This is a genomic window from Streptomyces sp. ME19-01-6 (assembly GCF_033793745.1).
Taxonomy (GTDB): domain Bacteria; phylum Actinomycetota; class Actinomycetes; order Streptomycetales; family Streptomycetaceae; genus Streptomyces.
In genome coordinates this window covers 204,860-217,553 of record NZ_JARAXF010000012.1, presented here as the reverse complement: position 1 = coordinate 217,553, position 12,694 = coordinate 204,860, and the positions used below count along the sequence as shown (strand labels likewise).

11 protein-coding genes are annotated in these 12,694 nt (G+C 73.5%); 7 read left to right on the top strand and 4 right to left on the bottom strand.

Annotation, left to right across the window (positions count from 1 at the left end; genetic code table 11):
* Window positions 1-49: 49 nt before the first annotated feature.
* The gene (locus PV419_RS26405) at window positions 50-1,360 is read right to left on the bottom strand and encodes a GAF domain-containing protein (RefSeq protein WP_319693005.1); all 1,311 of its coding nucleotides are present in this window, start codon (window positions 1,358-1,360) and stop codon (window positions 50-52) included.
* Window positions 1,361-1,577: 217 nt separating this feature from the next.
* Between PV419_RS26405 and PV419_RS26400 the strand changes: the two genes are divergently transcribed.
* Window positions 1,578-2,261 carry a hypothetical protein gene (locus PV419_RS26400; protein ID WP_319693001.1) on the top strand — a complete coding sequence of 228 codons (684 nt, stop codon included), beginning with the start codon at window positions 1,578-1,580 and terminating at the stop codon, window positions 2,259-2,261.
* Window positions 2,262-2,390: 129 nt separating this feature from the next.
* On the opposite strand, the gene PV419_RS26395 is transcribed toward PV419_RS26400, so the two are convergent.
* Entirely contained in the window at window positions 2,391-2,567 is a 177-nt protein-coding gene (locus PV419_RS26395) for a zf-HC2 domain-containing protein (protein ID WP_319692997.1), read from the bottom strand.
* 34 nt (window positions 2,568-2,601) lie between these two features.
* Between PV419_RS26395 and PV419_RS26390 the strand changes: the two genes are divergently transcribed.
* Entirely contained in the window at window positions 2,602-3,207 is a 606-nt protein-coding gene (locus PV419_RS26390) for a sigma-70 family RNA polymerase sigma factor (protein ID WP_319692994.1), read from the top strand.
* Window positions 3,208-3,520: 313 nt separating this feature from the next.
* Here the strand turns inward: PV419_RS26390 and PV419_RS26385 are convergent, their stop codons facing one another.
* Complete coding sequence (locus PV419_RS26385) at window positions 3,521-4,789, bottom strand: glycoside hydrolase family 18 protein (protein ID WP_319692988.1); 1,269 nt, start codon at window positions 4,787-4,789, stop codon at window positions 3,521-3,523.
* 357 nt (window positions 4,790-5,146) lie between these two features.
* On the opposite strand from PV419_RS26385, the gene PV419_RS26380 reads away from it, so the two are divergent.
* The gene (locus tag PV419_RS26380; RefSeq protein ID WP_319692984.1) at window positions 5,147-6,319 is read left to right on the top strand and encodes an acyl-CoA dehydrogenase family protein; all 1,173 of its coding nucleotides are present in this window, start codon (window positions 5,147-5,149) and stop codon (window positions 6,317-6,319) included.
* A gap of 96 nt (window positions 6,320-6,415) precedes the next feature.
* On the opposite strand, the gene PV419_RS26375 is transcribed toward PV419_RS26380, so the two are convergent.
* Window positions 6,416-6,793, bottom strand: a complete 378-nt coding sequence (locus PV419_RS26375) for a hypothetical protein (protein WP_319692973.1) — start codon at window positions 6,791-6,793, stop codon at window positions 6,416-6,418.
* 251 nt (window positions 6,794-7,044) lie between these two features.
* Here PV419_RS26375 and PV419_RS26370 point away from each other — a divergent pair, with 251 nt between their 5' ends.
* The 4 genes from PV419_RS26370 (at window position 7,045) to PV419_RS26355 (ending at window position 12,662) form a co-directional block, all read left to right on the top strand.
* Complete coding sequence (locus PV419_RS26370; RefSeq protein ID WP_319692968.1) at window positions 7,045-7,485, top strand: Lrp/AsnC family transcriptional regulator; 441 nt, start codon at window positions 7,045-7,047, stop codon at window positions 7,483-7,485.
* A gap of 152 nt (window positions 7,486-7,637) precedes the next feature.
* Window positions 7,638-9,290, top strand: coding sequence for an amidohydrolase (locus tag PV419_RS26365; RefSeq protein ID WP_319692965.1), 1,653 nt, complete (start codon window positions 7,638-7,640; stop codon window positions 9,288-9,290).
* A gap of 569 nt (window positions 9,291-9,859) precedes the next feature.
* Window positions 9,860-11,704: an apolipoprotein N-acyltransferase gene (lnt, locus tag PV419_RS26360; protein WP_415925385.1), complete on the top strand. Its 1,845-nt coding sequence runs from the start codon at window positions 9,860-9,862 to the stop codon at window positions 11,702-11,704.
* 184 nt (window positions 11,705-11,888) lie between these two features.
* Window positions 11,889-12,662 (top strand): polyprenol monophosphomannose synthase, encoded by a 774-nt coding sequence (locus tag PV419_RS26355; protein ID WP_319693269.1) that lies wholly within the window; start codon window positions 11,889-11,891, stop codon window positions 12,660-12,662.
* Window positions 12,663-12,694 lie beyond the last annotated feature (32 nt).

Here is a 12,694-nt window from a genome sequence, read left to right as displayed (position 1 = left end):
TGCGTCGGTACGCGGCGAGGTTTCGCCGCGGTGTACGTCGGCGGCGAGACTAAAGGCCGATACGTTGCACGGAGGTTGCGCCGGGGCGGCCGTCGAGGCTCAGCCCGTACGCCGCGCGCAGCCGCCGCACCCGGGGCGCCAGCGACGCCCGGCCCGGCGCGTGCGCAGGAAGCGCGGCCAGCAGGGCCTCACCGGCCTCCAGGTCCTCCTCGCCCCACGGCGACCTCGCCCACCACCGCAGCAGCTCCAGGTCGCCGCAGGCCAACACCGCGCGGCGCATGTCCTCCTCCAGGATTTGGCGCATCCGGCACACCCCCGGCGCCTCCGACAGCGGCAGCAGCGGCCCCGCGTACGCGCGCACCGCCGCATGCGCGTTCCCGGCCGCCAACTCCTCCGTCACGGCCGCCACATCGGCCCGTACCGGCGCGCCCAGCCGGTAGGGGCGCGAGCCCAGCAGCGGCCCCACCAGGCGGCGCAGCCGCGACAGCTCCGCGCGCAGGGTGACCGGGGAGCGCCGGCCGGCCTGCTCCCCGTACAGCTCAAGGGCCAGCCGGTCGCCGCTCAGGCCCTCCGGATGGGCGGCCAGCAACACCATGATCTCGCTGTGCCGCGGCCCCAGCCGCAGCCGCCGCCCGTCGGTCAGCAGCAGCGCCTCGTTGCGCCCCAGCGCGGCCAGGCGCACCCGCGGGCCCGCCGCGCGCGGCGCCTCGGCCGCCAGCTGGGCCTCCGCGGCCCGCGCGGTCGCCTGGACCAGGGCCAGGCTGTGCGGGGCCGCCAGATGGTCGCCGCCGGTGATGTCCACCGCGCCCAACAGCCGTCCGGTGTGCGGGTCGTGCACCGGGGCGGCCGCGCAGGTCCAGGGCTGCACCGCGCGGTGGTAGTGCTCGGCGGCGAAGATCTGCACGGCGTGGTCGACGGTGAGCGCGGTGCCGGGTGCGTTGGTGCCCGCGTGCCGCTCGTCCCAGCGAGCCCCCGCCACGAAGTTCATCCGCTCCGCCTCGTGCCGTACGCCCGCGTGCCCCTCCACCCACAGCATGCGGCCCTGCTCGTCGCAGACCGCGAGCAGATGCGCGCCGTCGTGGGCGATGGTGCCCAGCAGCTCGCGGAACAGCGGCATCACCCGGGCCAGCGGGTGGTCCGCGCGATACGCCTCCAACTCGGCGTCCGCCAGGTCGATCGGCGCCAGCCCCTCCTGGCCCACCCGCACTCTGGCCGAACGCCGCCAGGAGTCCGCCACCACCGGGCGGACGGCGGGCGAGACCGCCCCCTCGGTCACGAACGCCTCATGGGCGCGGCGCACCGTGCGGACGCGCTCGGCCGGATCCGCGCCCGACGCCATCGCCAGCCAGGGGTTGACCACAGATCCTCGCTCGAGGTCATGGAGAGTCTCACGGACGGTCAGGTCGGCGAGGGCGGCACGGGAGAGCCGAGCGGCACCGGCCGCCCTGTTTCCTCACACTCTCCCGAGCGCGGGCCGCCCCGCAAGAGCCGGGACGGCACCGGGTCCACGCGCAACATGCTCAACTTCCGCGCCCCTGGCGGCGCCCGGGAGACACGGGTGCGACGATGTGGGGGTCATGGAAGCGGGCCACGTACTGCGGGCGCTGCGAGCCGCGGTGTTCGCAGCGGTCTGCGTGCTGCTCGCGGCGCTCGGGCACGCCCTGATGTCGGGGGCCGCCGTCCCGTGGTGGGTGATCGGTGCCGCCGTGCCGGTCACCGGCGGCGTGGCCTGGTGCCTGACGGGGCGCGAGCGCGGGCCGCTGGCGGTCGTCGCGGCGACCGTGGGCGCGCAGACCGCGCTCCACGCCGCGTTCACGCTCGCGCAGGACACCATCGTCACCGTCGGTGCGGGGACGGGGACAGCCGCGGCCTCCGGTACTTCGCCGATGCGCATGCCGATGTCGATGTCGATGTCAGAGCATGCCCACCACATGGCCCACGCCCACGACGTCATGGCCGTGGCGCCGCTGCCCGGGGGCCAGAGGGACGGCGCGCTCGGCATGTGGTCCGCGCACCTGCTGGCCGCCCTGGTGTGCGGGCTGTGGCTCTCCGGCGGTGAACAGGCCGCGTTCCGGCTGGTGCGGGCCCTGGCCGTCGGACTCTTCGCGCCCCTGCTGACCCTGCTGTACGGCGCCCCGCGCGTGCCCGCGCGGCCCCGCGTCCGCGCCGTGCGCCACGGCGGCGCTCAGCGGCTGCGGCTGCTGCAGCTCGCCCATGTCATCGCCACCCGTGGTCCGCCGCCGGAGGCCGCCGTCCGCTGACGGACGGCGGCCCTCCAGGCCCACCACGTCACCGGGCGGCCCGCCGGGCCGTCCGGACTCCAGGAAGGACCGCAGGCGATGACACCTGCCCGCCCCCCGGCCCTGTTGCCGGTACTCCCGCTCTCACGGTCACGGTCCGTCGAGACCGGCCGCGAGCTCCCGCAGCCGCCACGCCCGCTCGCCCCAGCGGCGGCACTCCGGGCACTCCAGCAGATGGGCGTCGAGCGTCGCGTCCGGGACCTCCGGCGGAGGCGCCTCACCGTCGACACGGGCCGACACGGCGACCCGGAACTGAGCACAGCACACCCCCTCATGGTCCCCGATGCCGCGGAGGGCCGCGATGCCTGACCACGACGACGAGACCCTGACCTCCTGGGCGCTCGCCGCGGCCGGCGGTGACCCCGAGGCCGTGGACCGCTTCGTACGCGCAACCCGGCGCGACGTGTGGCGGTACGTCTACCGGCTCAGCGACGACCCGCACGCGGCCGACGACCTCGTCCAGGAGACCTATCTGCGCGCGCTGCGCGGACTGCCCCGCTTCGAGGGCAGATCCTCGGCGCGGACCTGGCTGCTGTCGATCGCCCGCCGGGCGGTCGTGGACCGGCTGCGCCGCAACGCGGTCAGGCCGCGGCCGGCCGACACCGACGACTGGCAGGCGGCGGCCGAGCGGGCCCAGCGCCGGGCGGCGCCGGACACCGGCTTCGACGAGGCGGTGGCCCTGACCCAGCTGCTCGCCCTGCTGCCGTACGACCGTCGTGAGGCCTTCGTCCTCACCCAGCTGCTCGGGCTGCCCTACGCCGAGGCGGCGCTCGTCGTCGGCTGTCCGGTGGGCACGGTCCGCTCCCGGGTCTCCCGCGCCCGCGAGGCGCTGATCGAGCAGCTGGCGACGGCGGAGCGGGGCGCTTCCGCCCGCGTCGGCGTACCCGAGCCGGTGGGCTCCCGCTAGTCGGAGGAGCCGGGGACGCGCTCCAGGACGATCACCGCCGCGTCGTCCTGGAGCCGCAGCGCGGGGTGCCCGTCGGATCGCCGAGGCCGAGCGGCAGACCGGGCTCCTCCGAGTCCAGCTCGCAGCCCCCGCCCCGAAGGTGCCCAGCCCCTTGCCCTGCACATCGCCGATCAGCAATGAGGGTGTTGCCGAGGGCGGAGGCGAACGGCTGAGGGGGACGGCCTCACGCGCCATGGCCAACGGGGCGGGGAGCCGGAATGCCGGCGCCCCGCCCCGCCCCGCGCTCCCGATCGGGAGCGGTCAGCTGAGGGGGTCAGCTGATGGACTTGATCAGTTCACCGTTCGACGTGTCGCCGCTGAGTTCCCAGAAGAAGGTGCCGCCCAGGCCCTGCTGCTGCTTGTAGGTCATCTTCCCGGCGATGGTGGAGGGCGTGTCGTAGCTCCACCACTGGCTGCCGCAGTGTGCGTACGCGGTCCCCGCGACCTTGCCGGTCGCCGGGCAGGAGTTCTTGAGCACCTTGTAGTCCTCGATGCCCGCCTCGTACGTGCCGGGGGCCGGGCCGCTCGCCGTCCCGCCGGGGGCGGCCTGGTTGACGCCGGTCCAGCCGCGCCCGTAGAAGCCGATGCCGAGCAGCAGCTTCGAGGCCGGGACACCGAGGCCCTTGAGCTTGGAGATGGCGGCGTCGGTGTTGAAGCCCTGCTGCGGGATGCCGTTGTAGGAGGTGAGGGGGGAGTGCGGGGCGGTCGGGCCCTGGGCCGCCCAGGCCCCGAAGAAGTCGTAGGTCATCGGGTTGTACCAGTCGACGTACTGCGCGGCGCCGGCGTAGTCGGCGGCGTCTATCTTGCCGCCGGAGGAGGCGTCCGCGGTGATGGCGGCCGTCACCAGGTTGCCGCTGCCGAACTTGGCGCGCAGCGCGGACATCACGTTCTTGAAGGCGTCCCTGCCACTGGAGTCACAGGTGTTGCCGCAGGCGTTGGGGTACTCCCAGTCGATGTCGATCCCGTCGAAGACATCGGCCCAGCGCGGGTCCTCGACCAGGTTGTAGCAGGACTGGGCGAACGCGGCGGGGTTCTTGGCGGCCTCGGCGAACCCGGACGACCAGGTCCAGCCGCCGAAGGACCAGATCACCTTCAGGTTCGGGTGCAGTTTCTTGAGCTTGCGCAGCTGGTTGAAGTTGCCGCGCAGCGCGCCCGCGTCCCAGGTGTCGGCGACGCCGTCGACGCTGCTCGCCGCGTCGTACGCCTTGTCGTAGTCGGCGTACGCGTCGCCGATGGCGCACTTGCCGCCGGTGACATTGCCGAAGGCGTAGTTGATGTGGGTGAGCTTGGCGGCGGATCCGGAGGTCTGGATGTTCTTGACGTGGTAGTTGCGCTGGTAGATGCCCCATTCGGTGAAGTAGCCGACCACCTTGTTGCCCGCGGCGGCCTTGGTGGTCTTGGCGGCCTTGGTTCCGGCCTTCGCGGCCTTCGTGTGGGGTTCGCCGGCGGCGGCCGGGCCGGCGAGCATCGTGGCGGCAAGGACCGCCGTACACAGCGCCGCGAGGGCGGCGAGCAGTCCGCGAAGTCCGCGAGGTCTGCGCATGGATTCTCCTCCGTGGGGGTGAGGGGAAAGGTGCTGCCTGACGACCTGCCCATGACTTGACATGAACGCGTAGGGCGTGGTGGGAGCACCGTAGAAGGACTAGACCAGTGAGGTCAATGGTTTGGACCAATGTGCTCGCCGTTCGCGGAACTCGGTTGAAGATCCACCGATCGGTGACGCAGGGCCCTGGATCGGGCATACTCCAACCGCCACGGCGCAGGTCACGCCCCGTTCGCAACCCGACGGGAGCATCTCCGACCGCCCGGCAGCACCCCCGGCGGCCGCCGCTGCACCCCCGGCGTCGCGCCGCCGCAGCAACTCCCGACAGGGAGGGAAGAGGGAGAGGAGAGCGCCGCCATGACCGACCACCGACCGCAGCCGGTGGAGCGTGAGCTGCCCACCGAGGAGGCCCACGACCTGATCTCGCTCGTCCGTGAGCTGATCGAGCGGGAGATCAGGCCGCCCGCCGCCGAAGAGGAGGCCGCCGGGCGCTTCCCGCGCGACCTGTTCGCCCTGTTGTCCCGCTCCGGGCTGCTGGGGCTGGTGTACCCCGAGGAGTTCGGCGGCGGCGAGCAGCCGTACGAGGTCTATCTCCAGGTCCTGGAGGAGCTGGCCGCGGCCCGGCTCACCGTCGGCCTCGGCGTCAGCGTGCACACCCTCGCCTGCCACGCGCTCGCCCACTACGGCAGCAAGGAGCAGATCGCCGAACACCTGCCCGCGATGCTGGGCGGCGGGCTGCTGGGCGCGTACTGCCTGTCCGAGCCCTCCTCCGGCTCCGACGCGGCCGGGCTCACCACCCGCGCCACCCGCGAGGGCGACGGCTGGACCCTGGCCGGCACCAAGGCCTGGATCACCCACGGCGGCATCGCCGACTTCTACACCGTCATGGCGCGCAGCGGGCCCGACCGCACCCGGGGCATCACCGCGTTTCTCGTCCCCGGCGACGCCCCCGGGCTCTCCGCGGCCACGCCCGAGCGCAAGATGGGTATGAAGGGCTCGCCCACCGCGCAGATCCACCTCGAAGACGTCCGGGTGTCCGACGCCCGCCGCGTCGGCGAGGAGGGCCAGGGCTTCGCCATCGCCCTCTCGGCCCTCGACGCGGGCCGCCTCGGCATCGCGGCGTGCGCGACCGGTCTCGCCCAGGCGGCGCTGGACGAGGCGCTCGCCTACACCGCGCAGCGGCGGCAATTCGGCCATCCTGTGGTCGACTTCCAAGGGCTGCGTTTCATGCTCGCCGACATGGCTACCCGCATCGAGGCCGGACGGGCCCTCTACCTCGCGGCCGCACGGCTGCGCGACGCGGGCAGGCCGTTCTCCAAGCAGGCGGCGATGGCCAAGCTGTTCTGCACCGACGCCGCCATGAAGGTCACCACGGACGCCGTCCAGCTGCTGGGCGGCTATGGCTACACCGCGGACTTCCCGGTGGAGCGTTATATGCGGGAGGCCAAGATGCTGCAGATCGTGGAGGGCACCAACCAGATCCAGCGGGTCGTGATCGCCCGCCATCTCGCGGGTCCGGAGAGTCGCTGAGGTGGTGCCGGTGACGGCCGAAGTGACGTACTGAAGCTCACGAGCTCACGCCAGTGGGGGCGCGGCGTGCCGGGCCCCCTCGCTGAGCGGCGGGCCTCAGGCCAGGGTCGTCCGCGGGCGGCGGCGCAGGCCCGGCATCCGGACGGGCCGCGATCCGGGGCCGCCGATGTGCGAGAACGGCTGCATCCGCCAGTCCAGCGTCTCCGGCAGCGTCAGCAGCATCGCCGGGTCCTGCTCCGACGCGTCCAGCGACGCGTCGGCGGCGGAGGCGTCCGTCACCCCCCGCCCCGTGCCGGGGCACACCGTGAGGCCGAACGGGTTCCATGGGGACGGGCACAGTGCGTGCTCCGGCAGCACGTCCTCGTCCGCGAGCAGGGCGATTGGACGAGCGCAGTCCGGGCAGACGACCCGGAAGATCTCGTAGGTCTCGTCCAGATCGTTGTCGCCTTCTTCGAGGCGCTCCAAATAGGGCATGAGTTTCCCCCTCGGGTGGGCTGGCCGGGCGCGTCGGCCTCGGCCTGGTCAGGCGCGTCGGCCTCGACCAAAGCAAGCATTTCCCGCGGCACTACGCGGGTAATCGCGGCACTCCCTGGGACCCCGGCGAATGTATGTGGCGTTCGTCACATGCCTGCTGCAGATGCTGCGAACATGGGCGTATGTCCCACCGCTTTCCGGGGGGACGCCGACTGGGCCGGACCGCCCCCGACCACATAAGGTGATCGGCTGTGGAGGAGCTGGACAGACAGATCGTGGAACTGCTCGTCAAGGACGGGCGGATGAGCTACACCGACCTGGGCAAGGCCACAGGCCTGTCCACGTCGGCGGTGCACCAGCGCGTGCGCCGGCTCGAACAGCGGGGGGTCATCCGCGGCTACGCGGCCGTCGTGGACCCGGAGGCCGTCGGCCTGCCGCTCACCGCGTTCATCTCCGCCAAACCCTTCGACCCCAGCGCGCCCGACGACATCGCGGATCGGCTGGCCGAGGTGCCCGAGATCGAGGCGTGCCACAGCGTGGCGGGCGACGAGAACTACATCCTCAAGGTGCGCGTCGCCACGCCGCTGGAGCTGGAGAACCTGCTCAGCAGGATCCGCTCGCTGGCCGGGGTCTCCACCCGGACCACCGTCGTGCTGTCCACGCCCTACGAGGCGCGCCCGCCCCGCGTCTGAGCGCGCCGCGCCCGGCGGGGCCGGCTCCGCGACCCGCGCCACCTCTGGTGCGGGCGCGACCCGCGCCACCCCTGATGCGGGCCGGCTCCGCCGAGGGGCGAGACTTGAGGGCCGTACCGCACGCCCGATCCGACCCCGCGAGGCAGCCCGCCGTGAACGACCCCACACCCGCCCAGGCCGAAGGCCGCACCGTTCTGCTGCGCGGCGGCGAGGTCCACAGCCCCGCCGACCCGTTCGCCACCGCCATGGTGGTCGAGCGGGGCACCGTCGCCTGGGTCGGCTCGGAGGGCGCCGCGGACAGCTTCGCCGACGGCGTGGACGAGGTCGTCCACCTCGAGGGGGCCCTGGTCACCCCCGCGTTCACCGACGCGCATGTGCACACCACCGCCACCGGCCTCGCCCTCACCGGCCTCGACCTCGCGGGCGCCCGCACGCTCGCGGACGCGCTCGGCCGCGTGCGCGCGTACGCCCGCGCCCACCCCGACGACCGGATCCTCCTCGGCCACGGCTGGGACGCCAGCGGCTGGCCCGAGGGGCGGCCCCCCACACGCGCCGAGCTCGACGAGGCCGCCGGCGGCCGCCCGCTCTACCTCACCCGCATCGATGTGCACTCCGCCGTCGTCACCACCGCCCTGCTGGACCTGGTCCCGGGCATCCCCGAGCCGGCCGCAGACCACGCCGTCGACGGCGCCGCCGCGCCGCTGACCGGCGCCGCCCACCACGCCGTGCGCGCCGCCGCCCGCGCGGGCGTGACCGCCCGGCAGCGCGCCGACGCCCAGCGCGCCGCCCTCGCCCGCGCCGCCTCCCTCGGCATCGGCTCGGTCCACGAGTGCGCGGGCCCCGACATTTCCGCCGAGGACGACCTCGCCGGGCTGCTGCGGCTGGCCGCCGAGGAGCCGGGCCCGCGCGTCTTCGGCTACTGGGCCGAGGCCGCCGCGAGCGCCGCCGACCTGGACAAGGTGCGCGACCTCGGCGCCCTCGGGGCGGCGGGCGACCTCTTCGTCGACGGCTCGCTCGGCTCGCACACCGCGCATCTGCACGAGTCGTACGCCGACGCGCCGCACACCGGCACCGCCCACCTGGACGCCCCGGCCGTCGCCGCCCATGTCATCGCCTGCACCGAGGCCGGGCTCCAGGCCGGCTTCCACGCCATCGGCGACGCCGCCGTGACCACCGTCGTGGAGGGCGTACGGACGGCCGCCGACAAGGTCGGCCTCGCCCGCGTCCGCGCCGCCCGCCACCGCGTCGAGCATGCCGAGATGCTCACCCCCGCCACCATCGCCGCCTTCGCCGAACTCGGCCTCACCGCCTCCGTCCAGCCCGCCTTCGACGCCGCCTGGGGTGGCGAGACGGGCATGTACGCGCAGCGGCTCGGCCCGGAGCGGGCCCGCACCCTCAACCCCTTCGCCGCGCTGCTGCGCGCCGGCGTGCCCCTGGCGCTCGGCTCCGACAGCCCGGTCACCCCGCTCGACCCGTGGGGCACCGTCCGCGCCGCCGCCTTCCACCGCACCCCCGAGCACCGCGTCTCCGCCCGCGCCGCCTTCACCGCGCACACCCGCGGCGGCTGGCGGGCGATCGGGCGTGACGACGCGGGCGTCCTGGTGCCCGGCGCGCCCGCCGACTACGCGGTCTGGCGCACCGGGGAGCTTGTCGTACAGGTGCCCGACACCCGCGTCGCCGATTGGTCGACCGACCCGCGCTCGGGGACGCCCGGGCTGCCCGATCTCACGCCCGGCGGCCAACTCCCCGTCTGCGTGCGCACGGTGGTCGCCGGGCGGACCGTGTACCTCCGGCCGGACGAGTGACGCACGGCCGTGCCGTACCGCCGAACGATGCTCCCGCGGCTTGTCGCGGGAGCTGAACACAGTCCGTACTGACCTGCTCATTTGAGGAAACAGCGCAGGTCGTGCCGGTGTTGACAGGGTGCGGTCGGCGGCCGGTAGGTTCGGCCGAGTCCACCACAGGACGTCCGACCGGGGAATCTCCACGCAGTCGTCGAACGCCGCTGGGCCATGGGGTGGTGCGCCGGACCGGCGCGCCGCCGCTGGGAGCCAGGTCCAGCGCACGGGGGCGAGGGAGGGATCGCCGGGTCGGCAGGTGCGACCCGGGAGGGGCCCGGACGCTCAGTAGACAACGGCTCTCGGTCGACCCGCAGCCAGCGGGTCCCAGGCCGGCCCGAAGGGCGCCGGGCCCCGATCCGCACTCATGGCGCACTCACAACGCCCTCGTGGCGCGTTCATGGCGCGTTCATGGCGTCCTCGTGACGGCTTGGGAACCCGGTTGTCGGTCTGAGCGTTCCGGACCTCGGGACACATATTCGAGCACCGCGTTATACGGTCACCTCACCACCGCACGACTTGCAGGAAGGCAGCACGTGCATCCGGGTACCGAAACCAACGCCGAGGCCGGCCTCCAGGGCGCGGCCGAGGACCGACCGGGGGAGCAGCCGGAGTCCGCCGCCGTGCCCGCCACGGCCGACGCCGACGCCCCGGCGCGCGACGCCGGGTCCCCGGCCGCAGCACGCCCGGAGCCGGGCCGCTCCGAGCCGGACCGCCCCGAGTCGGCCTCCGCGTTGGGCAGCCCCGAAGCGAGCTGCCCTGAAGCGAGCCGCACGGAGGACAGCCGCGCCGAAGGAGCCCGCCCCGGCCGGATGCGCCGCCTGGCCCGGCTCGCCCGCCGCGAGGCGCGCCGCAGCGCCATCGCGGCCGTATTCGGACTCGCGCTCGGCCTCGCCTTCCCGCCGTACGGGCTGTGGCCGCTGTCCCTGGTCTCCGTGGCGGCCCTGAGCCTGCTCACCCACGGCCGCACGGCCCGCCAGGGCGCCTGGACCGGCTTCGTGATGGCGCTGCCGTTCTTCGTGCTCCTGCTGAAGTGGCTGCATGTCGTCGGCTGGGACGCGACGGTGGGCCTCGCGATCCTGCAGGCGCTCTACTTCCTCCCGCTGGGCGCGGCCCTCGCCCTGACCTCCCGGCTTCCCGTGCCCTGGCTGCGGCCCCTGTGGGCGGCCTGCCTGTGGATCGCCGAGGAGTGGGTCCGCGGCCGGGTGCCGTTCGGCGGCTTCACCTGGGGCCGGCTGGCCTTCGCCAACACCGGGTCGCCCTACACGCCGCTCGCCGCGCTCGGCGGCGCGCCGCTGGTCAGCTTCGCCGTCGCCCTGACGGGCACGCTGCTGGCCGCCGCGGCCCTGGCCCTGTACGGCATGCGCGGCGGCACCCCGCGGCCGCGCGCCGCGCTGGCGGCGGGCGGGTCGGTCGCCGTGGCCGCGGTCGTGTCCGTGGCCGGGCTCGCCGTGCCGATCCCCACGGCCGCCGACGACGCCGTGGACATCGCGATCGTCCAGGGCAACGTCCAGAAGCCCGGTATGGACTTCCTGGGCCGCCCCATGAAGATCCTCAACAACCACGTCAACGCCACGCTCGATCTGGCCAAGGACGTGAAGGCCGGCCGGATCAAAAAGCCCGACTTGGTGATTTGGCCGGAAAACGCCTCCGACCTCGACCCCTTCCAGTATCGGGAGGCGTACGCGCGGATCGACGAGGCCGTGAAGGCCATCGACGTGCCCGTTCTCGTCGGTGCCCTGGTCGACCACCCCACCAAGCCGGGCTATGTGCTGAACCAGGGCATCGTCTGGGACCCCAAGACCGGCCCCGGCGCCTCCTACACCAAGCAGCACCCGGTGCCCTTCGGCGAGTACGTCCCCTTCCGCGCGGAGCTCTCCAAGTTCATCACCCGGTTCCAGCGGGTCCCGCGCGACTTCTACCCCGGTGACCACACCGGGGTGCTGAAGGTCGGCCCGGCCCGGCTGGGCGATGTGATCTGCTTCGAGGTCGCGTACGACGGGATCGTCCGTGACACGGTCAACGCGGGCGCCCGCATGATCGTCGTCCAGACCAACAACGCCACGTACGGCCGCACCGGCCAGCCCGAACAGCAGCTGGCCATGAGCCGGCTGCGGGCCATCGAGCACGGCCGCGCGGTGGTCACCGCGGCGACCAGCGGCATCAGCGCGGTCGTCGCGCCCGATGGCACGGTCGAGCAGCGGACGAAAGAATTCACGCAAGATGTGCTCACCGCGCGCGTCCCGCTGCGCGATGGCACCACTGTCGCCGACCGCGTCGGTGCGATCCCCGAGTGGGTGCTCGCTATGGTGGGCGTTCTCTCCTGCGCGGCCGCGATCATGATTGGCCGTCGGGGACGTACGGACGAGAAAGGGCAGTAAAACCGTGAGCGACGCACGCGAGGCCGACGAGCCGCGCCACTCTTCGGACGCCGCAGATTCGCCTCGCGGGCGGAGAAGCGAACAAAATGATGCTGTGAGCGACGCACGCGAGGCCGACGAGCCGCGCCACTCTTCGGACGCCGCAGATTCGCCTCGCGGGCGGAGAAGCGAGAAGGACGACGCCGTGGCCGATGGTGACGGTGGGCGGCGGAAGTACGGTCCGCTCGGCAAGGTCCTGGTGATCATCCCGACCTACAACGAGGCGGAGAACATCAAGCCGATCGTCGCCCGGGTGCGGGAATCCGTGCCGGACGCGCATGTGCTCGTCGCCGACGACAACAGCCCGGACGGCACCGGCAAGGTCGCGGACGAGATCGCGGCCGAGGACGACCACGTCCGGGTGTTGCACCGCAAGGGCAAGGAGGGCCTGGGCGCCGCCTACCTCGCCGGGTTCCGCTGGGGTATCGAGCACGGTTACGGCGTACTGGTCGAGATGGACGCCGACGGTTCGCACCAGCCGGAGGAGCTGCCCCGGCTGCTGACCGCGCTCAAGGGCGCCGACCTGGTGATCGGCTCGCGCTGGGTGCCCGGTGGCCGCATCGTCAACTGGCCCAAGCGGCGGGAGTACCTCTCGCGCGGCGCCAGCACCTACTCCCGGATCCTGCTGGATGTGCCGATCCGCGATGTGACGGCCGGCTTCCGCGCCTTCCGTAAGGAGACCTTGGAGGGGCTCGGCATGGACGCCGTCGCCTCCCAGGGCTACTGCTTCCAGATCGACATGGCCTGGCGCGCGGTCAAGGCGGGCTTCCACGTCATCGAGGTCCCGGTGACGTTCGTCGAACGTGAGCGGGGCGACAGCAAGATGAGCCGCGACATCGTCACCGAGGCGTTCTGGCGGGTCGCCACCTGGGGCGTGAGCTCCCGGGCGAACAAGCTGCTGGGGCGCGATCCCTCGTAGCGGGTCGTCGCGGGGCACCCCGCTCAGCGGAG